This is a genomic window from Rhodothermales bacterium (assembly GCA_040221055.1).
GTDB lineage: Bacteria > Bacteroidota > Rhodothermia > Rhodothermales > UBA10348 > 1-14-0-65-60-17.
The window spans coordinates 44,593-66,047 of the sequence record JAVJVN010000001.1; the positions used below are offsets into that span (position 1 = coordinate 44,593).

Here is a 21,455-nt window from a genome sequence, read left to right on the forward strand (position 1 = left end):
GTAATCTCCGCACGTCCCACGGCGCACGCATGACTTCCGTGTTTTGCATACTATGCTGCATGCCGTCTACCCGATCCATCAACGTCTCCGTCTTCCTGCTCCTGGCAGCCAGCCTGACATTGAGTGCGGAGGCCCGCCAGTCCGAAGGCGTCTTGATCTGGGGAAGTGTCCTGGAGGAGGGCACGAACCGGCCACTGGCAGGCGTGAATGTGTTCGTACCGAACACCATGGCAGGAACGATGACCGACGCAGATGGCACGTACCAATTCAGGTACCGGACGTTTTCGCCCGGAATTGTCGTTGCCGCATCCATGATCGGGTTCGACATGCAAACCGCAGAAGCCATGTTGGACTCCAGCAACGAAGTGCACGTGCCCTTTCGACTTGCGGCGACCGTGTACCCGCTCGGCGAAGTCTCGGTCACCGCATCCACCGAGGAATGGAAACGCAACCTGTCGCGGTTGGAGAAGCTGCTGTTCAGTACGACCCGGAACGGCGAGGATTGCACCTTCCAGAATCCGGAGTACCTGGTCATTTCATTCCATGAGGATACGGGCGTCGTATCTGCCACGGCCGATGCTCCGCTGGTCATTCACAACAATGCGCTGGGCTACGCCCTCACCATCCATGACTTTTCGTTCACGGGATCGGACCTGGCACTGCGTCAGGGCGGCGAAATGCAATTCAGAGAGCTCGAGGCCACGTCCAACCGGCAACGCAGAAGATGGAATGATCGCCGGTTGAAGGCGTACAGGGGATCGACCCGGCATTTCATTGGCGCATTGGTTTCCGGCACCGTGACCGACGCTGAGTATGAAGTCCGGGAGGTACCACGGCCTGGTGTCGTGCTTCACGGATCCCAATACCAACCCTCGATTGAAATCACGGAAATGACGGGTGTCGGGGCCGATACGACCGTTCCCCTCTTCAATCTGTCCTTCAAGAAGGTGCTTCTGGTGATGTACCATGGCGAGTCGGAGCCTTCAGAATACGTGCAGTATCAGGAGAGGATAAACGTGCGCGGGTCACGCTGGCGTTCCACCACGGGCGATCCGAATGCTGCCAACCGCCCCTATCAGGCTTCCTGGCTGACGCTTTCAGGCGGCAGTATTGTCGTCGACAGACGGGGCATGGTGTACGGTCCGCTTTCCATGGAACGATTCGGGTACTGGGCCTGGGAGCGGCTCGGCGAGGTGGTGCCAAACGATTACGTCCCGACCCGAAAACCGTGATTATATCGACATGACACGCAGGCGCCCCTGCAGTAACTTGCCGCATGACCGGCACCACCCTCTCCCACTACCGCATTGAAGCGGAGCTCGGCCGCGGCGGCATGGGCATTGTCTATCGCGCCCGCGACACGAAACTGGACCGGGCCGTGGCCCTCAAGGTCCTGCCGGCATCGGCCCTGACGAGCGAGGACGACCGCGCCCGGTTCTACCGCGAGGCCAAGGCGGCGGCTGCGCTGAATCATCCGAACATTGCGGCCATCCACCAGATCGACGAGGCCGTTCCGGAAGATGCGCAGGGTCGGCCGACGGCGGCATCCGACGGGCCCCGGCCGTTCATCGCGATGGAGTTCATTGAGGGCGATACGCTGGAAGCGCGCATCAAGGAAGGCCCGCTGAAGATTGCCGATGCGGTGCGCCTGGCCATCCAGATTGCCAATGCGCTGCAAGCGGCCCACGCCAAGCACATTGTGCATCGTGACATCAAGAGCGCCAACATCATGCTGACGCCGGACGGGCAGGCCAAGGTGCTGGATTTCGGGCTGGCGCAGACTGCGCAGTCCACCAAGCTGACCCGCATGGGTTCGACGCTCGGCACCATCGCCTACATGAGCCCCGAACAGGCGCGCGGCGAGGAAGTGGACGGACGCAGCGACCTCTACTCGCTCGGCACGGTCCTCTACGAAATGATTGCCGGGCGGCTGCCCTTCGGCGGGGCGTACGAGCAGGCCGTCGTCTACTCCATCCTGAACGCCGATCCCGAACCGCTCACCGCGCTCCGCACGGGCGTACCCATGGAACTGGAGCAGGTGGTGAACAAGGCGCTCCGCAAGGATGCCGGCCTGCGGTACCAGACCGCGGCCGACTTCGCGGCCGACTTGAAGGCCCTGGACCTCGCCGCGGGGTCGGGCACGTCCTTCGCCGCGAGCGCACGAACGACCGTAGCCACCTCCGCCCCGACCCCGCCCGCCCGCCGCGCCCCACACAGCACACTGTGGCCCGTCGCTACGGTGCTCGCGCTGGTCGCCGGCATGCTCGTGTCGTGGATGCTCTGGGGCCGCAGCGTTCCGCGCGATACTGTCGACATTGCCCTCGGCATTCCGGGCCTCGATGCGAAAATCAACAGCGAGCCGGCCAACGCCGCCGACCTGCTCACCATCTCGCCGGACGGCAACAAGGTCGCCTACGTCGGTTCGGGGTCCGAAGACGGGCTCTTCGTGCAAGACCTCACGACCGGCAAACCCGCCCGGCGGATTGCCACGCGGGGAGAGACGCCCGCCTTTTCACCCGATTCCCGGTTCATTGCCTTCTCTGCAGACGGAGCGGTGTACCGGGCCGGTCTCGCGGGCGATGCGCCGGAGCGCCTGGCCAGCAACGTCACCGACATCGTGGGCCTCTCCTGGGCCGACGATGGGCATTTGTACTACGCCGCGGACTACGCTACGGGGATTTCGCGGGTAAGCGAGCTCGGGGGACCCGTCGAAACCGTGACCCAACCGGACCGGGACAGCGGTGACCTCGGGCACGTCTACCCGGACGTGCTGCCCGGCGGCAAAACCATGCTGTTCACCGCCTACGGATTGGACGGTTATGAGCTGCGCATGATGGACCTCGCATCGGGACGCATAGACAAGCTCGGCCCGGGCGTCACCCCGCACTTCATTGCCCCCGACATCGTGGTGTTCGCGCAGGGCCCCCGGCTGTTGGCCGCCCGCCTGGACGTGGACGGGCGCCGGATGGGGCCGCCGGTCGTCATCAGCGAAAGCATCTACCACAACATCGCGTCCTTCTCCACCAATATCGGCGTGTCCCAGCGCGGCGACGTCGTGTTCATTGACGGCAGTTCCAGCTGGAACGTCCCGCTCGAAATCCGGCGGTGGGACGGCACGCGGGAAACCGTCGCGCCCAGCATCCCGGACTTTACGCAATACTCCATGTCACGCGATGGACGATACATCGCCATGACGGGGCAGGATGCGGTGCGGGACCCCGACATCTGGGTGTACGACCTGCAGACCAAGGATACGCGCCAGATTACCGACCATCCGCTCTACGATGCGCAGCCGCTGTTTTCGAGCGACGGACGGCTTATCTGGTTCGCCTCCGAGCGGAACGGTGCGTCCGACATCTACACCGTGGACGTGCGCACAGGCGAGGTGAAGCTGGTTTACGCGGACGACTCGCCCAAGTATGTATCGTCCGTGTCGGCCGACAACACGTTCCTGCTGTACCTGAACGGCACCGAACTGTGGGCGCTGGATCTGGTGGGCGATGCCGGGGCCCGGCCCATCCAGAGCAACGTGGCCGATGAACGGGAAAGCGACATTTCACCCGATTCACGGTGGATTGCCTTCTCGTCCGAGACCAACGGACAGGCCGACATCTTCGTGGTCGATTACCCCGAAACCCGTCCGCGCCAACGCATTACCGTGGGAGGCGGCCGCGCCCCCAAATGGTCCGCCGACGGCCGCTTCGTGTACTACAAGCGCGGAACCGAACTGTACCGCGTCCCCATGAGCCCGTCCGGCAACAGCGCCGGCCCCGCCGAACGCGTCATGGAAGGCATATACGAACGCTTCGAACTCCTCCCGGACGGCTCCGGCATCCTGGTCCGCGCCACCCCACCCCGCCGCACCGTCCGTTACATCCAGGACGTGGTGGGGAGGATGGACGCCCGCCTTACCGGGCGGTAGAGTTGACTCACTACCAGTCGTCTCTCAGCTTCTCCAGCAGGTCGATCAACTCAGTGTAGTTGGCCTGACCGGCCGGTTGACGTGGGTCCTTACCGCTGTTGTGGGAAGCCTCCTCATTCAGGTACTGCCCGACAATCACGTCAACCTCGTGCTCCGGTAGACACTGATAGGCAGCAGGAATGATAAAGTCGTGCAGGTAAGGCTCCATGCTGTCCGTCGAGTCATGCGGGTTGGTGATAGTCCTCCCTTCCCGAATCCAGCGGTGTAACTCTTTGGCGATGCATCCTTCGGGTGCGTCATCGAATTCGTCGTCCGCCAGAGCTCGTTCAGAATACACCTCGGACGCCTTTTTCATGTTGTTCTTGAGGGAGCTGCCAAACAAGTCTACACCGGCTACCTTGGGCAAAATTATCCCCCTCGCCAGGGCAGACATCAGCGACCCGAGTATCTCCTGAAAACTGTTGTTGGCTCCGATTATGGAGGCAAGCTTGACGCCATGAGCACTCATCGAATACGCTGGATTATTTACGAGAGCAAGCGTCGAGTACTCCCGATGCGGCATCAAATTCTCAGTGCTTAAATCATGGAAAGCGCTCGACGGGTCCTCGTTCAGTCCTGAGAGCCACTTGAGTGCAGTCGCCAGAAGCTCCTCCATACCATGATGAGTGGCCTTGGCATCCATGTACATGCTCTCGAGAACCCTGTTCAAGTCTTCGAACGAGAGCTTGCTGAAAAAGTCGGAATAGGTGGACTCAAAATTCTTCCCGTAAACGGAAATCATCGAGAGGACAAATTCTATGAGTGCGTCCGTAATCCTGTCCCGATTTCTTGGGTTGGCAAAGGGCGAACCATAGTTGGGGCATCCAATCGTGACGACGCCTCTGATCTTGTTCAGTTTGAAGACGTACCGGTCGAGGAAAGCAAGGTATCTGGCAACCAGACCTCCTTGCGAATAGCCAATGAGGATATTGTTGTCGTATTGGGATATGAGTTCATAATACCCGACACCCTCAGGCGTGGTCATGTACCGGTTCGTCTCGACCGCGACGGACTCTTTTCCGTTATCCTGCCTCCACCATGAGCTGAACGTATCCTCACTCCCAAAGCACTCAGGATAGGAGCTAGTGATGCCACGAAGAAGTTCGTTGGCACCCTCGTCGGGCCCATCATCATTTTTGTAATGCCTGCCGATGCATTTCAGTGGTATTGGAACGAAATATTCGACAGCAGGCATGAGCTGATACGGGCTCTCGCCGGTGGGCACCGGTCTCTGTCTGACATTCGAGTTCCATCGGTTGCCGTTTCGGTTGCGGCGGCCAAAAACGGCACATACATCATCACGGTGACCATCTACCAGAGATTCGGCGCGATTGATGAGCCAGATATTCATGTCTCCCATTTTCTCGAAGCGTTTTGTGAGAAATACAGAGGGTTCTCCCGTTCAAGTTCCATTGGCCTGACCCACTTTCCTGTACCAACTTCTATGTTGGTCTGGCAGGCTCTTTTAGCATGAATGTCGCGGCATACTCAACAGGAGTCAAGTACCGAGTAGCCGAGACTGAAATGAGGGTGTTCGGAGTTGTACTCGGTACGCCAGCGTTCTCTGAGGACCCTGGCCTCGGTTACGGGCCGGCCTCGCGGGCGATGCGCCGGAGCGCCTGGCCAGCGACGTTACGTACATCGTGGTGTTCGCGCAGGGCCGACGGTCGTCATCAGCGAGAGCATCTATCACAACATCGCGTCCTTCTCCTCCAACATAGCCGTGTCCCAGCGCGGCGATGTCGTGTTCATTGACGGCAGTTCCAGCTGGAACATCCCGCGCGAAATCCGGCGGTGGGACGGCACGCGGGAGACCGTCGCCCCAGCATCCCGGGCTTTACGCAATACTCCATGTTGATCAAGTGTTAACGAATCCTTCTGCTGTATCCTTTTTTTACACGAGTACTGATGAAACTATTCAGTCCACTTCCGGCTCGGGCCAGTTGGATCATTTGCTGAATGTTTGCGGCACCTGCGCTCGCATTCGTATAGAGATAGGCCGCCCCATCGTTGAAGTAGACCGTAATCGAGTCAGAGGCAATGGAGTAGCCGGACACTCCTGAATTCCCACCGTTGTTGGCATAATATTCCATTTTATTTTACCGTGTGTTCGTTAGAGTTAAGCATTCTGATTGCCGTGTTTTATTCTGCTTCTGCATAGGCAATAAATCTGCCAAAGAAGTTCGCCAGCTTCATCTGATCAATCGTGGTACATGTAGGACGTCTGAGCAAAGGAGATCCGACAACAATCGCTAGTGATTGAGCACGTGATATGGCCACGTTGAGCCTGTTGATGCTTAGAAGGAAATCCATTCCTCGGGGCACGTCGTCTGCAGAGCTTGCGCACATGGACAGTATGACGACAGGTGCCTCTTGACCCTGGAATTTATCAACTGAGGCTACACGCGCCGTCGTACCCAAACGGGACTTAAGCAAGTTGACCTGCATATTATATGGGGCAACGAAGAGGATATCATTCAATTCAAGCTTTCTCTGCTCGGCACCGTCCACTCCCGTTATCGACCTTCCAACCAATTCCTGGACCAGTATTTGAATAACATCAGCCTCCTCTTCACTGGACTGAGAATTGCCAGTATGTACGGACGGTATATAGACCGTGCCGCTCTCCACGGTCAATACTTCTGAGTTCAGGCCATTGTTTTTTACGACGCAGTTTATGCAATGTGGTTTGCTCGTCAGTCGACTGTCGTACACGGCATCCGAAATGAAGGTGCAAATGCCGGGGTGCAGCCGCCACGATTCGTTGAGCAGAATTCCTTTTTCTGGCGGAATGGTCGCATGCTCAGCCATGAAGTATGCCATGACCGACTGTGCGCTGTTGCCGGGATGGGCGCCTTGGACAGGTTGCTCCAGCTGCATCTGATCGCCAATGATGACGAGATTCCTGGTTGACGGTGCCATCGCTACGAGATCCGCCATGGAAACCTGACCAGCCTCGTCTACGAACAGATAGTCAAAACAGCCCGCCCAATCGCTACGAGAAAAGGCCCACGAGGTGGCTCCTGCCAATCGCTGACCTCCCGTTGCGCCAGGTGTCCAGCTATTTGAATCCTTGACCCAGTCAATTCTTGTGTCCTTTTCAAATTCGTTGTTGTCACCGATTTTGATCCCGTGGAAATTTTGGGCTGTCTCCGCGGCGAGCTCGGATACTTTGCTCAGCAGATTGACGATGACCTTGTGGCTGTTTCCGGTGACCCCAACGCGCTTTCCTTGTGCCAGTAAGGCCAAGATGCTTCTCGCAGCGACATGTGTTTTCCCGGTCCCCGGTGGGCCTTGAATACATAGAATACTGTCGTCGAGATTCAGTACGGCACGCACTGTTCCTTGCTCAAGTGATTCCCCTTCTGTCAAAACAGGCGTCCCGAACAGCCGGTCGCGAATAGTTGGCTCGCGACGTTCGAGAAAGTGTCGGACACAGGATTGGAGTTGTCCCTCACTCTTCCATTGAAGTGCTGTCCTGAGCAGGGAATCTCGCTTCACAGCATTGGCGATCGGACCGCCTGGCACGAGATCCAACGTGTCCGGAAGAGGGCCACGACTCGCGCCGATTTTCAACGAGATCAATCCTTCATCGTGATTCATCGATTCAACGATAACACCGGTTTTGAGATCTTGCGCCAAGTAATATCGTCCTTCAGCACTGACCTTCGATTCTTGATTCGGATCGAAATGGTACTCATAGGATAGCGATCTTTTGATCACTTCTGGTGGCCTTTCCGTTCGCTGAAGCCCGGCCAAGCATTCAATGTCCTCAAATAACTCCTCTGTGGTCTGGCCCTCTCGGTTGAAATATTTCCACCATGAGGGTTTGTCTTCTCGTCGATGATATTCCAATAGCCAAGCCAGCATCCGAGTGATTGAATCTTCCGGTGACGGTTCCTCCCCTTTGTCCGACATACTCTCGAGCATTTCGATCGAGAGTCTCTCTGCGTCGGATCGGGGACCGGTATCTGCAGTGAGTTCGGGATCCGAATCCGGTGAGACCCACTCAATATCGAACTCTGATTGGCGATCACGCAGCCAGTGCGCCAGCTCGAGCGTGGAGTCACAATCATCCTTGTTATACTCCCGGATTCCTCGGAGAAGCGTCGACTCTTGCCAGTCGGATGACTCGCCCGATTGTAGCCATGCATCGAATGCGACAATGGAATCCACTGCTGTATCCACGTCGCCCTCGCGCAATGGTCGATACAGTCGCTCAACATATTTGATCGAATAGGATGGCGTTCCGATGCACAGACCTTGGCTGATAACCTGGTAGAGGTCGACGAATACATTGCCCCTTAGAAGATTGTCGATCTGGTTTTCACGTGAAGCATAGGCCCCCATCAATCGCTTCAGCGCAGATTGCTCATAATGACCATAGTGGTAGATGTGCATGGATGGATCCCGATTCCAGCGTTCGTAGACCCAGTCAATAAAGTTCTCAAACGCATTCACCTCTTCCGATTTGTCACACGCCCACCAGTCCCTGAACTCTAAGGTGCCCTCCTCCACGAAAGTTGCCCCAAACAGGTATTCGAGTCCTCCCTCCATCAACGGATAACCCTCCATATCGAAATAGACGTCCAAGTCGGAGGGTGGTGGAAGGAGTTGCAGGCCTTGCCTGCCCGTAGTGTGGGCCAGGTCGTTCAACTCGAACCGGGGTTCGTGGCTTGCCCCGGTCTCTATTTGTAGGCGGGCCTGCTTGCGAAGTCTCTGAAAAACCTCATCTCCGATACCGTCGACCCGTAGTAGTTCTGTGTGCGCCAGGTTTGTGACAGTTGAAATACCGGCATTGTAAAGGCGTTTGACCTGCGTGCTGCGAATATTCGCTACCAATGACAGGTGGTCATTCTCAGTCAGCCATTTTTCAGCACGCGCTTGCCACCGGCCATTCGATCCGAATCCAGTAGGCTCCGGGAGTTTGCCAGGATCAAAAGACGCCATGCAATCAAGGAAAGAAGCCTTGATTTCACGGTAGTAGTACAGGAAATCATGCGTCGAGAATTCTTGGTGGATCGAATTGCCTAAGATGATGCCGATGCGTTCTGGCAGAGATCCCGTCATTCCCTCCAACATTTCAGCGTAGCAACACAACTGAATCAGGTGCTCCGATTTGGCACTTCTAGCCAGCTTTGAATCCCAGACCTCCCACCTGTTATCCGCTCCTCGGCGCAGGAAGTCGGCAAACCCGGCGAACTGACCATGAGACAATCTCGCTTGGAATATCACGTCGGCGTCACTTTCAAGTGCTTCTCTGGTCAAGAGGTCTTGTTCCACGTCCGAGTCAGCCTGAATCCGAACAACTTTTTGGCCGCGCGACTCCATTTCTGTCAGAATGCGGGTTTCGTGCTCAACCCCACGGTCAGCGAGCATTCGCTCTGACGGTGACTTCTCATCTGGAATGAATGCATCCCTGTCGTCAAGACGATGACGATCCATGATGGTCGCAAACTCCGACTTCATGAAAACGGCCAGGTCCGAAGGCGAGTAGAGGAGATTTGTGCCTGAATACTGCATGACTGCGCGATATTGATCGATGTGAAGGCGGACGAACTGCCGAATCAGTTGGAACGTAATATTTTGGGGATCTCGCCTACGGCTCCTCGGACCAGATAGTTGACGTAGCCCTCTGGAACATTACCACCTAAGCTGAGCAATTCGGATTCGTTACGTATCCAATATCGCTGATTTGACTGTGATGAACCATGGCTCGGACGTCCCGGCGACGCCGGGGCCGGTCAACCTCCCTACCGCACACTGCTTTGGGCTCGAAAGTGGGCGGTTTTCGGGTCATTTTCTGACGATCGCGCACATCTCTTCCATTGAATTCCGTTCGCCTTGCCCATTTCCGTCCGTCTGGTCATCCCCAGACAATGCGGGGCGGCTCTCCGGCCCGTTCCCAGAATATACCGTCGCCGCCGAACGCGTCATGGAAGGCATATACGAAAGCTTCGAACTCCTACCGGACGGCTCCTGCGTCCTCATCCGCGCCACCACATCGCGCCGCACCGTCCGCTACATCCAGGACGTGATCGGGCGGATGGAAGAGAAGTTGGTGGGGCGCCAGGCGGGCCCGGGCGTCGGGCGACCTAACACAGCTCGATAGACGCCACCGATACCATCCCAATCAGATGACAGCACGACCCTCCTCCCGACGCGAGCGGAGGAATATGTATGGGATGTGTGAGCGGTGCACGCTGGGCGTTTAGGATGTTTTCTGTTGCTGACAGTGATGATCGAATCCGCTCGACCAACTCCCATCAAGGCTATGACAACGAGTGTTTCGAGGCAAGCATCTCCTTGGAGTTGCGAGCGTTGTCCACAATCGGACAGCTTTGTGTCTAATGGCTGACGAAGTCTTGAAGTCGAAGCCACGAGTGGTGACCGTCCGATCTGGGATTTCGCACACTCCCCTTTTGATCTCAATCCGAGTACATCATGCTGAGATTCCAAGAAGTTAAGTTTTCCACACATCTTGACCATGCCGCCCAAGTTGTGTACATACGATATCTAAACACTGCAATGATATGGTTTTAGATGACTTTCTAAGATATGCGAGGCGTAGAGACTCCACAGTCCCGGGGAGATCACCGTCGGAGGAGGCGCTAAGTGATTCTTCTCGCATCATTACGTCAAGTTTATTCCGTCGTCTCCAAACGAAGGCGCAGGTTTTTTCCCTAGAGCAGAATGCTGCTGTTCGTTCACGATTAACTCACTCTCTTGAGGTTGCGTGCTATGGGAGGTGGATTGCACATGACATTTATCATAAACTGAATAGTGGTAAACATCTTAGTAATCCTGATTTGTATCTGCCGTTTGTATTGACCGTTGAGAACTCATGTCTGCTTCACGATATTGGCAATCCTCCGTTTGGTCATCTCGGAGAATATGCAATTCAGAGTTGGATAAAAAATAATTATTCTACATTAGAAAATGAAATTAAAAAGTTTTGTGGTACGAAAGGTGTAGGATATCTAGACTCTCTTTGCCAGTACGACGGCAATCCTCAAGGATTTCGTTTTGTAACCAAACTTCAGTGGCTTAATGACGAAAACGGGCTGAACCTTTCGTATCCTTTGCTTGCGTCTATGCTCAAATACCTCAAGTCATCACCTTCCAAACAATCTAGCGCATTCACAAGCAAAATCGGTTTTTTCTCTTCAGAGAAGGATATTGTAGAGGACGTATGGAGATTTTTCGAAATGCACATCGACAACAATGGCGAGCCCAATATGAGGTATCCATTGACCTTCATAATGGAAGCTGCGGATGATATTTCGTATTGCGTTTCAGATATTGAGGATGCGCTGGAAAAAGGAGTACTGACCGAGAATCATATTTTTTCTAATTGTGATAGCATGCCCTCTATCGCAGTTGAGGCGTTTAGTAAATGTAACGATTTAAATGAATCGTCTGCCGCACGACACTCTAAATACATTGTATTTAAAACCCGCATAGCGCGCGTCCTGGCAGAGAGAGCATCAGAAGTCTTTGCCGAAAACGTCGATTCAATCTGCAGTGGTCAATTTAGACAATCTTTGTTGGACTACCATTCAGACACTAAAGAAGTGGTTGAGTATCTAAAAGATATCACACGCAAGCATGTGTTTACATCACGAGAAGCGATTCATATAGAACTATCAGGTTTCCACATGATTCACGAGATCATGGATGAGATGTTAAGTCTATGGAGATTGGGAAAGGAAGATTTTTGCAAGATTATGCCTGATTGTGATGGCACTCCTGCTAGAAATGAACTGCAAAAAGAACGAAGGCTTGCTACTTTATTGCCGAGACGACACTGTCTTGCCTATAGGCATTTTGTTTCCGAGGAGCCCGATATGGAACAATATTGGAGACTTGCTCTACTGATTGATTATATATCGGGCATGACCGATAGTCATGCCTACAAGGTCTACAGAATGCTAAAAGGAACAAACGTTGGACTGGTTTAAACCATGAATACTCAGCGATTTTCCCTTTTTTCGGATATTCCGACGGATTGCGATCTAACGCTTCTTTTAATACAGAACTTTCGCGATATATGTTCGTCCACAGGCGTGACATCCGTTGAGTTTTCAGTGTATGAATATGAGCCTCTTACATTTGCTGAATCGCGAAACACTTATCTAACAAGCCTGTGCGAGTTTAAGGCGTGCATCCAAGGTGCGTTGTCTGATCTGCGTCCGAATCAGAATATTGCCGTTCACTCCAAAGTCCAAGTTGATGGCAAGGCCTACCATATACCTATGATAGACTTTTCAGCTATCTCACTTCGTATTGTCGAAAGAACCATACAACATTTGTGTAATGACTTGAATTACCCGGGAATGCATGTGTATGCTTCTGGAAGGTCATTTCATGCATATGGTACTGGATTGTTGTCTCCGGATAAGTTCGTTCAATTTATGGGTTACTTGTTATTGTGTAATTCCAGAGGTGTTTCTGATGTTATTGACTCTAGATGGATTGGTCATCGGTTGATAGGCGGATACGCAGCACTTCGACTGACTAACCAGGCAGGACATTATCTTGCGGTGCCTCAGTTTGTGACACATATTCGAAATACTTCTCACCAGATCCAGGAACTTGTAAAGGCGTAATATAAATTTTGATCGATCATGTTCATTGAGGTAGTTCGAGATGAACGCGAGACTTTGAAGATTGAATATTGACAATTAACAACGACTGGACTCGAAACACGGTATCTTATCAGAGAAAGTCAATCGCCACCCTCGTCATCGTTTACGTGGGAACGGCGTATGTTTCCGCGTCGTCTTGATTCCTGAGGTTCCATACATACGCTATCAGCAAGCCTGAGAATTTCCCGTACTTCCGGTTGGTAACAAATGCACGGTTCGAAGAAACTTTCGTCTGAATATGCCACGCGGTAAACCGCTCCGTATTCTTGACCAGGTCTGCGTACACTCTCAGATCAATTCCCCGGTCACGAGCCGGGGTAGCGACTTCAGGACCAGCTGTCAGGAGCTCGTCAACCAGTCTGTTGTGTCCAAAAAGCTCGATTACCTGGGTGTCCATGATTGTGGGTATACTCAATTGCTGATCGCGGCGGTCGTATTCAGGACGCACCAATATCCCTATGCCTCGTACTCACCTTCTTCCTCTCGCGCCACCACGGTGTCGTAAAGGCCATAGTATGCGAGTCCTTTGTGACTTTCTATGCCGGTGTATCGAAGGGATGCGTCCTCGTAGCGGCGGAATGCGAACACGGCTGCGTTCATCTGTTCCGTGTTGAATACGCGTAACCGAACCAGCAGGTGAAAATCCTGGACGGTCAACCCGGTCACGGTCTGGAACAGGTCCGGCTCCAGTTTGGTGATGACATCCTGGAGTGTGTTTTCCCTGAAATCCGTCAGGTACATGAAGGCCGGAATGCGTGTAGCAAATTTGATGAGCTTCTCCTGAATCTGCTTCCGCTTGCTCTTATACTCCTTCTCCTCATCAGTGAGCTCCTTTTTCTCCTTGGGGGTAAGGTCCCGCTCCTTCGACTTGCCCTTGAGCTCCTTGATTTTCTCACTCTTGTTGATGACGGTCTCGAGGACATTGACTCCAAGGGAACGCCAACCCTCAATGCGCTCTACGGCCGCCAGGGCTTCGGGATCGTTCATGACACGCCGCAAAGTGTCGTTGTCGACGTTCACGAGCAGCGGGCTCTCCCACTTGCGAGCCAGGAGCGTAGCAGATGTGCCCGCCATCGCGATGTCTAGGATGCCACCCGCATCGATCTGCGTCATGTTCGCGCCATCGTAGGCCAGAACGGGCAAAAATGAGATAAGGTCGCGGACAGCGGGCTCCGGATTCGATTCGCCCGGCGACAGACGCATGCCATATTCGGAAAGCTGCAGCAGTGCCCGCGTCGGTGCAAAATCAAACACGAAGCAAACAGGCTTCAGGACCTCCTCCTCGTTCGGATTGTCACCGTTCGGATTCTTGATTGACCAGGGTGACTGCACCCTGAAGGCCGCCTGGAAATAGGTCTCAGGCGACTTCAGATTGCGCAACATGAGGATGGACGACCACTGAGGTACGGTCACGCCCGTAGTCAATTTTCCGCACGAAAGCGTGATGGTCTTCGTATCGAACCCACTTCCGATGGCCTGGCGAACGGGAGGGAGCGCATCAAGTCCAATTCCTGCCGATGCTCCTGCGGCGACAACCACGGTGTAGTCACGCCAGAACGTGTTGTGGCCCTCCCGGAGCAGGTTCGCCATTGCGTGGCATGCCGCAACGTTTGGCATGAACCAGAAAGCGTGTTGCAGGTAGGGCAAAAGCCGTACGTCCGAATACGGAAAGGGCGGACGAGTGCCCGTTTTCAGGTGTTCTGCGGCGGTAGGCGCATAGTCACCGCGTATGACATCAAGCCACTTCTGCACGTCGCGCGCGTGTCGGAATTTGGCGCTCTTTCCACGCCCTGACGCCTCAAAGAAGGAATTGAGGTCGAACTCGTCGAACTCACCTGCACTGGCAATCGCCAGCAACTCATCCGGCATCTGGTACGTCAGCAACCGCAACTGTGGGAGCGCGCCGTACGGGTTTCGGTCATTGGGATGCGCGGTGGCAAACGCTTCTTTGGCACGCTGTTCATCGGTATAGGTCCAATTGAAGATCTGCTCTTCGATGAACTCCCCCGTCGAAAGCGCACGGAAGGGTGTCCCGGACAGATACAGATACGCCCGTGTTGTAATGGGCAGGAAGTCGGATTCCGGCTCTGCAAACTCGCTGAACTCCTTTTCAAAGTCCTCAATACTGGCCGTTTTCTTCTTGCGGCCGGACAGGTTCGTTCCGAATTCTTCCTGGATCTCGACACTGGCATCCTCCTCGCCCTCGAATAGCTCCTTCGCCGTGTCGCGCCACGCGCCGAAGTGGTATTCGTCAAACACAACAAGATCCCAGTTCAGCGTGTGTAGCCACTCGTTACGGGGTTTAATGTTGCCGTGCGCATCCGTGCCAAGCAAGTCCTGAAATGACCCGAAATACACGAGGGGACGAGCGGGGTCGGCGCTGCGGGGGTCCCCGTCCGTCGTACGCGAGTGGTATTGCCAGCCGTCAAAGTCAGCGTGGTTTTCGAGGTCGCTCTGCCACGCGTCGGCGACCGCCGGCTTGAACGTAACCACGAGAATGCGCTTGGCCTTCAATGCTTTTGCAAGCTGATACGAAGTGAAGGTCTTGCCGAACCTCATTTTCGCATTCCACAGGAAGCGAGGGGATGCATCCGGGTCCTCAGCCCAGATTGAGCGAAAGTAGGAGAGTGTTTTCTCGACCGCGTCGGCCTGCTCTCGGCGCATCGGAAATGTCTCGTGGTGGGTACCCGAAAGCGGCATGCCCGTCCGAAGCTCAACGAGAACGGTCCGCACGTCGGCGACCGTGCAACGCATCCACTCCATCATCGGATTGTCGAAGCCCTTGCGGACAAGGGCAGCCCGCACCTCGTGGTCGGTGATGGTCGAGCCGTCGTCGCGGGAGGCGGCCTCATCAAGCTCTATCCGATAATTCTTGATTGCTGCCGTCTTGAGCTGCTCCGATACGCGTCGCTTGACGTCGCGTGTGGTCTGCCCAACTTTAAGCAGCCCCGCATGTGGCTCGTCATCAATGGAATAAGCGTAGATGCGCGGTTTGGCCTTGGGTTTGGCCGCGAGGATGTCGTCGATGGAGGGCTTATTCTCCATCATCGTCGCCGGCATCGTCGGACGCGACTACTGGCCGCTCCACAATAAGGGATTCAATGAATGCGACTTGATCTGGTGTGATGCCATAACGCGCGAACAATTGTTCGTCCGTCCATCCGGTATCCATGGCGAGGTTGGGCACAAACCGGTATGAATCACGTGTGATGTTCTGCGTTATTTTTCGCAATGACACGAGAAATCTCACAAACCGCGTGCGCATGTATCCAGCCAAGTGATGAGCTTCCTGTTCCGATTCACATACGCCTATCACCAGATACGTCTCAGTACATGCTGACCCTGGAGCCGCTACCACTGGTTCACCAAGAATGGTCACATCATCGCGACCACTTGTGCCATGTGCTTTGACGAGCAGCACTTTCCATCGATCAATCCATTCGATGTTGTTCGTGATGGTCGATCGTTCAAGGTATGATGATTGCTGATTCCCGTATACGAGTACCGGGTCCTTCAGTCCAGTCGGGCTCTGTCTGCCTGTCTGATTTGTGAGTCCAAAGGGTTTTCTGGCGGATACCTGATCGCCGAGGCTCGGTTCTGGCTCACCGTTTACTCTGTAGCTGGTCACCTTGTCAAGAATGCGCACGGCCTCATTTCGACGCACAAGGACATCGTATGCGTCGAGACTTCGTACCACTGGCTCGCCGATGATCTCATCTCCAATCATTGTCGTGATCTCACATCCGCCGTGATGGTCGCGTCCCCAGAGCCAGTACGAAATCCCGCCTCGTATTTTTACACCCGGAAAAACATCGTATAGCTGAGGAAAGTCCACCAATTTCAGAAACCGGTGATCACGTAGCATCCGGTCTCGAAAATCATCAAGCCCCTTGCCCCCTGAAAACCAGCGAGATGGAGTAATCATTACCACATACTGAGGTTCAAGCGAAATGGCTGCCTCCACAAAGAGATTATAGATTGGGGTCGCGGACGCACCACCTCCGCCACCACCATCTCCCAATTGATACGGCGGGTTGCCAATGATCACGTCGAATTGCATATCGTCTCCAAATATTTCTGCGATGCGAGCGTTGATGTCGTCTGTGTGGATGAAGGCATAGGCATGGGATTCCATTTCGTCGCCACGATCCAGGGTTTCCCGGTTCGTACCGCAGTACCGACACCGTCCCTTCGTTGTCCACGTGTGCTCGGTCCGCTCATACCAGATGTTTCCGTTTGCACTGGTAAGGCTCCGGGCGATGGAGTGTTCACCATTGGCACGCTTGGAGCAATAGACACTTCGGCGGGCGAGCAATGCTGTGATCTGGGTGATTCCTATCCCGAATACCTGTCTGGTCAGAATGTGGTCCACGCGTGAGTCCAAGTCCGGCATCTGGTCCGCCAAGCCCTCCGTCAACCGGCGGGTAATTTCCCGGAGGAAGACACCGGATTTCGCTACGGGATCGAGGAAACGCACATCGGGGTTCGCCCAAAGGCTTGCCCCGTTGTGGTCCGCCGACCACGCATCGGCCAGTGTGTCCAGCATCCGGTTGGCGAACTCAGGTGGCGTGAACACTTCGTCGTTGGACAGATTCGCTATGCACGAAAGCACATCCGGGTTACGTCCTCGGAGTTCAAAAGGGGCTTTCTCACTCATTTGGAATCCTCTGAGAGAGCGGCACCTACCGTGGCGAGGTCACGAATCGCCATTGGCTCATACGAGCGAATGGGCGTGAACAATTCATGTTTACCCACATGGGCGAAGAGCGAATCTTCTGCGCTGAATGCTGCTGACTGCGCCAAGACCTCGAATTTGAAGTCGCGCCGCTGAAACTTGCCTCGGCCCAAGTAGCCCCATTCGGCAAAAGAGATCGGCTTGCCGGTGTTCGTTTTCATGGCGAGCGCATCGCCGTGAATCAGGTTCACCGCGAGAACATTAGCCGCTGCACGGTAAAGCTCGTCCGATGCTTCCAGGAGGAACGCTTCTGCGAACGTGTCCAAGAGGTTTTCCTTACACTCCGCAACGTTGTCGGCCAGAATTTCGATTCCATACAGGCTCATGATCGCCAGTAGTGCAAAATGCTGCCGTTCGAACTCCGATCGCCCATACTTAAGCTCCACTGCAGCGAGTTTCCGACGCAGGGCGGCCACGAGGAAGTTACCACTCCCACAGGCTGGTTCAAGAAAGCGAGAATCAATGCGCTCCGTCTCCGACCGTACCAGATCGAGCATTGCCTCCACCATCCACGCTGGCGTGAATACCTCACCGTGGTCGGCAACGCGCTGCTTTGATTTGACGAGGCTCAAGGACTCAACTATTACGTTTTGCGTCAACGATATCTGCACAACAGGCGACAACTGGCTGCCAGCACAGCCAGTCCTCCGAACACTGAAAGGTAGTTGCGCCAGGCTGTAAATGCCCACGAGGGGATTCACGTCAACCGTTCCGGACAATCAGAGTAATCTGCTTATCCGTTCATGGTTTGCTGCCACCACACCGAAGAGGACCGAAAATAGCGCAACAGCCACACGTTCTCGTGCAGGCTCGCAATAACATATGCCGCTACGGCATGTCCCTTCGGCGCGGGCGGGACGCTCGAACAGGACCGATGAAGAAAGATGAACCGTTGTGCCCACTGAGTGACAGTCCATACCCGATATAATTGTCTGTCCCGAGCCCGGCTGATGGCAGACGAACTGTCTTGACGACGTAATCCGAACGTCAGGATCGACCGTGTCCAACACTCATTCTGGGAGCGATTCCGACAGTTGGACCAGGTTTTTAAGCCTGATTCTTGACTTCCGCCTAATGATATTCGCTTGTCATCCAGAATCCGCTGGTTTCAAGGAATCGTCAGGAACTGGAATTACTTCTTCTTGATCTTGGTTATCCCTGCGATACTCTTCTTTTCGCTCTTTGTGACCGTAGCCTTCTGCACCTTTGTGATGCCAGCCACGCTCTCTTTCAATGTTTTTCGTTTCACTTCCTTCGCCATAATCCGCCTGTGATCTTGGTTTCGTGAGGGTTAATCCGAGGACTAGTGAGGCAGTAATGCCAAGCCGGAAAAACCAAAGTACGCATTTATCAATCTTGGTAAGTCGAAGCTCTGTTCTTGATATGACTTTTGAGTACCTAGGGTCCACCTCAGCTCTGGTCTCCCTGGTGGCTGCACCTTTCGCCAATAACGCATTCAGCTTGTAAACAGTCAGAATCAGAAGTATTGCAGATCCAAATGCGCCCAAAATACTGATATATAGCCATTGTTGGAGTCGAGAGGTAGAGCCAATTGTAGACAGCAATGTCACTACGATAGCAATACCACCAGCCGAAAGTGTCATGAGGCTTTTATCAAGCTCCATGCGGCTGCCAATGAATACGTCTAGGAAGGCTCCGAACAGAACATCGTCCCTTTTTCTTGAATTGGACATAGATCTGAAATCGGATTCTGGATAACGGATATGCGGCGATCTGACGCCTACTTATCAGAAAGTAACTGGCCTCAGATCAGCACGCCAGAACTGCGAGTGCGCAAAATGTGCTTGGTATGTCGAAAACTAATTGCTTCCGACAGCACAGCGGCACCAATCAAAGGAGATGGAGACTGTTCTTTAACGCGACCCGATAATCACTTTATTCCTGGGTTCGATAATTTGTCCTTGAATTGGCTGCGAGTACACAGCCTGATTTACTCCGTTGACGTCATACCCCTGACTTTCGAGGTAGGCTTTGATCTCCGTTGCAAATCTGAACGCTTCCGCGTCGCCCATTACTGCTGTCAGGTCCACAGGTTCTGATTTGTCGAGATGCTGCGTGAGGGAAGATCTACTATTTGAGTCAAGTGTCCGCGGAGAATGCCCAACATTGACCTGGCCAGCAGTGATGCCGCCCATCTGGTTGATGCTCGAGACGTTGTACTTATCACCCATATCAATCACCGTATTGAAGAAATAGACCGATTATGGTGGCCAAAGAAGCAAGAAATGCGACAATGCCCCCTACAACTTGGGCCCACTTTGGCCAACCTGAATCAGGCTCCTTGTTCGGGTCACCAGATCGAACCTCACCAGCGTTTATCCCTCCGGATTGATTCTTTGAGGTCACGTTGATTGTTTTGGACATAGCTCAGCACACCTAGTGAAACGACCTGAATTTAAGCATTTGCGTGCAGTGTCACAGTATTTACACATACATGTGGATAAGTTTTCGAAATAACGGCCGGCGGATTCTCGGCGAGCTGACGCCCACCTGCCAGAAAGTAGCTAGTCTCAGACCGGCACACCAGAACTGCGAGTCCGCAAAAACCGCTTGTTATGTTGATTTCTGAATTGCGTCCAGAGCTTCTTCGAGGTGTTCATACCCACCTTGAAAAATATCAACCTCGCCCTGAGTTGTGCTTCGTACAGCCTCACGCATTATGCCTATTCGCTTGAGCTGTGGAGCCACACGTCGGTCGACTTCAGCAACAAACTCCCTGAAATCGGCAGTTCGGTCGCCAATCTTGTAACCACTGGGTCCGCTCACAATGAGAATGCCCGCATCTCTCAGGGGACCAATAACATTCGTCCTCAAGTTCGTTGCGCCAATATCCTGTCCAGCTGCTTCTTGAAGCGCCTCTAGAATAACCTGAGTCGCGGTGAAGGTGCCAGCAGACTGGGCATCGAGTCGAAAAAGCAAAAAGTTAAGGACACTGCATCGTAGTACTATTTCAGGAAGAGCAGAGTCGTAGTTGTCTTCGAGGTATTGATGAGCAGCACGCCTAGAATAAAGATTAACTTTGGCATCTTGTTCATCAGAAACTTCGTTTTGCTCGATATATCCCCTCATCCTTGCAGGCCAGTGATGGTTGCCGATCAGCTTCCCGCTGAGAGCTTGTAAAACTGCCTCGCTCTGTTCCGTCTTTTTTTTGGGGTCGTAGGCGCGAGCCATTGATCCTGCAACCAAGTCGGCAAGCTGAATGAGTGGCTCATTGGCTGAGTCCTGAAAAGCAATTTCGTGGTCCGAGAACAGGTCCTGCGGAACGTGAACACCTTTTACATACTTGGCAAAACCATCCATAAACTGTTCCCTCCCGACCTCGTCAAGCGTCATGTGGAGGCGCGGAATCGCCAAAAAGAGCCTTTGAAATAGCAAACCGTGCAAGTACTTGATGAATGATCGTTTATAGATCAAACCACTCGTCGGCAGGAGTTTAGACTTGTCTACGGCAAATACCACCGCTTTAAAGGGCGCGTTCTCTAATTCGCTGAGAATGGCAAGTCTTCGCTTGTCGTTCTTCCCAATCGAACTACTCTTTACCTCGGCTCCGGAGAAATACTTGTCTGAGATACCTTTAATCACACCCCGAACTTTGTCTGCATTATCTGGGTGGACGATTATGGCCGCAACGATGAAGTGATTTGTTACTCCGCTCTTATCAACGTTGAGACTCTTGTCCCCGTACTCGTCGAGAAATGTTAATATTGTGGGAGTCTCAGTCATATAGAAATCAACATAACGACTGGCAATAAGCGGCAGGCGCAACGACGTCGCTCGGGCAATTTACAGATGCGAGGCGTCCATTACAGCGACACGGTGCGCGCCTGTCCGTCTTCATTGCCTTGTTATGTGCCGTAAATGCCATTGGAAGAGTGAAGCATCTAGTACCGACCGCGGTGCTTTCTGAATTGCTGACGGAGCTTCTTCTTATCCGCCTCAGATGCTATCCACCTAAGCTGAGCGATTCGTATTTGTGACGTGTCCAATATCGCTGATTTGTCTGTGATGAACCACGCCCCGGACGTTCCGGTGGCTCAGAGCCGGGTCAGCGTCCGTCCTGGACCCTCTTTCGGGCTTGAGACAGACCGGT

The 21,455-nt window shown here is 53.9% G+C and carries 11 protein-coding genes; 4 read left to right on the forward strand and 7 right to left on the reverse strand.

Going from position 1 to position 21,455, the window contains the following annotated elements:
* Positions 1–59: 59 nt before the first annotated feature.
* Together RIE53_00230 and RIE53_00235 are read left to right on the forward strand one after the other, a co-directional pair.
* Positions 60–1,232 (forward strand): carboxypeptidase-like regulatory domain-containing protein, encoded by a 1,173-nt coding sequence (locus RIE53_00230; protein MEQ9103099.1) that lies wholly within the window; start codon positions 60–62, stop codon positions 1,230–1,232.
* A gap of 44 nt (positions 1,233–1,276) precedes the next feature.
* Complete coding sequence (locus RIE53_00235; protein MEQ9103100.1) at positions 1,277–3,922, forward strand: protein kinase; 2,646 nt, start codon at positions 1,277–1,279, stop codon at positions 3,920–3,922.
* A gap of 10 nt (positions 3,923–3,932) precedes the next feature.
* Here the strand turns inward: RIE53_00235 and RIE53_00240 are convergent, their stop codons facing one another.
* Both RIE53_00240 and RIE53_00245 read right to left on the reverse strand, forming a co-directional pair.
* A complete protein-coding gene (locus RIE53_00240; protein MEQ9103101.1) occupies positions 3,933–5,156 on the reverse strand; it encodes a hypothetical protein in 1,224 nt (407 codons plus the stop codon).
* Positions 5,157–6,103: 947 nt separating this feature from the next.
* The gene (locus RIE53_00245; GenBank protein MEQ9103102.1) at positions 6,104–9,430 is read right to left on the reverse strand and encodes a TM0106 family RecB-like putative nuclease; all 3,327 of its coding nucleotides are present in this window, start codon (positions 9,428–9,430) and stop codon (positions 6,104–6,106) included.
* A gap of 466 nt (positions 9,431–9,896) precedes the next feature.
* Here RIE53_00245 and RIE53_00250 point away from each other — a divergent pair, with 466 nt between their 5' ends.
* The gene (locus RIE53_00250) at positions 9,897–10,073 is read left to right on the forward strand and encodes a hypothetical protein (protein MEQ9103103.1); all 177 of its coding nucleotides are present in this window, start codon (positions 9,897–9,899) and stop codon (positions 10,071–10,073) included.
* A gap of 421 nt (positions 10,074–10,494) precedes the next feature.
* On the forward strand, positions 10,495–11,922 hold the full coding sequence (dgt, locus tag RIE53_00255; protein MEQ9103104.1) for a dNTP triphosphohydrolase: 1,428 nt from the start codon (positions 10,495–10,497) through the stop codon (positions 11,920–11,922).
* 1,143 nt (positions 11,923–13,065) lie between these two features.
* Here dgt and RIE53_00260 read toward each other — a convergent pair.
* From RIE53_00260 to RIE53_00280, 5 genes are all read right to left on the reverse strand, one after another.
* A complete protein-coding gene (locus RIE53_00260; protein ID MEQ9103105.1) occupies positions 13,066–15,657 on the reverse strand; it encodes a hypothetical protein in 2,592 nt (863 codons plus the stop codon).
* A complete protein-coding gene (locus RIE53_00265; GenBank protein MEQ9103106.1) occupies positions 15,644–17,266 on the reverse strand; it encodes an Eco57I restriction-modification methylase domain-containing protein in 1,623 nt (540 codons plus the stop codon). Before RIE53_00265 ends, RIE53_00260 begins: the two co-directional genes overlap by 14 nt.
* On the reverse strand, positions 17,263–17,916 hold the full coding sequence (locus RIE53_00270) for an N-6 DNA methylase (GenBank protein MEQ9103107.1): 654 nt from the start codon (positions 17,914–17,916) through the stop codon (positions 17,263–17,265). The genes RIE53_00265 and RIE53_00270 overlap by 4 nt, the downstream gene beginning before the upstream one ends.
* 516 nt (positions 17,917–18,432) lie before the next feature.
* Entirely contained in the window at positions 18,433–18,969 is a 537-nt protein-coding gene (locus RIE53_00275) for a hypothetical protein (protein MEQ9103108.1), read from the reverse strand.
* Positions 18,970–19,918: 949 nt separating this feature from the next.
* Positions 19,919–21,130, reverse strand: a complete 1,212-nt coding sequence (locus RIE53_00280) for a DUF3800 domain-containing protein (protein ID MEQ9103109.1) — start codon at positions 21,128–21,130, stop codon at positions 19,919–19,921.
* Positions 21,131–21,455 lie beyond the last annotated feature (325 nt).

Coding starts and splice junctions, on each gene's coding strand:
- RIE53_00230 (MEQ9103099.1), top strand. CDS start 60: ATGCCGTCTACCCGATCCATCAACGTCTCCGTCTTCCTGCTCCTGGCA.
- RIE53_00235 (MEQ9103100.1), top strand. CDS start 1,277: ATGACCGGCACCACCCTCTCCCACTACCGCATTGAAGCGGAGCTCGGC.
- RIE53_00240 (MEQ9103101.1), bottom strand. CDS start 5,156: ATGCCTGCTGTCGAATATTTCGTTCCAATACCACTGAAATGCATCGGC.
- RIE53_00245 (MEQ9103102.1), bottom strand. CDS start 9,430: ATGAAGTCGGAGTTTGCGACCATCATGGATCGTCATCGTCTTGACGAC.
- RIE53_00250 (MEQ9103103.1), top strand. CDS start 9,897: ATGGAAGGCATATACGAAAGCTTCGAACTCCTACCGGACGGCTCCTGC.
- dgt (MEQ9103104.1), top strand. CDS start 10,495: ATGGTTTTAGATGACTTTCTAAGATATGCGAGGCGTAGAGACTCCACA.
- RIE53_00260 (MEQ9103105.1), bottom strand. CDS start 15,657: ATGATGGAGAATAAGCCCTCCATCGACGACATCCTCGCGGCCAAACCC.
- RIE53_00265 (MEQ9103106.1), bottom strand. CDS start 17,266: ATGAGTGAGAAAGCCCCTTTTGAACTCCGAGGACGTAACCCGGATGTG.
- RIE53_00275 (MEQ9103108.1), bottom strand. CDS start 18,969: ATGGAGCTTGATAAAAGCCTCATGACACTTTCGGCTGGTGGTATTGCT.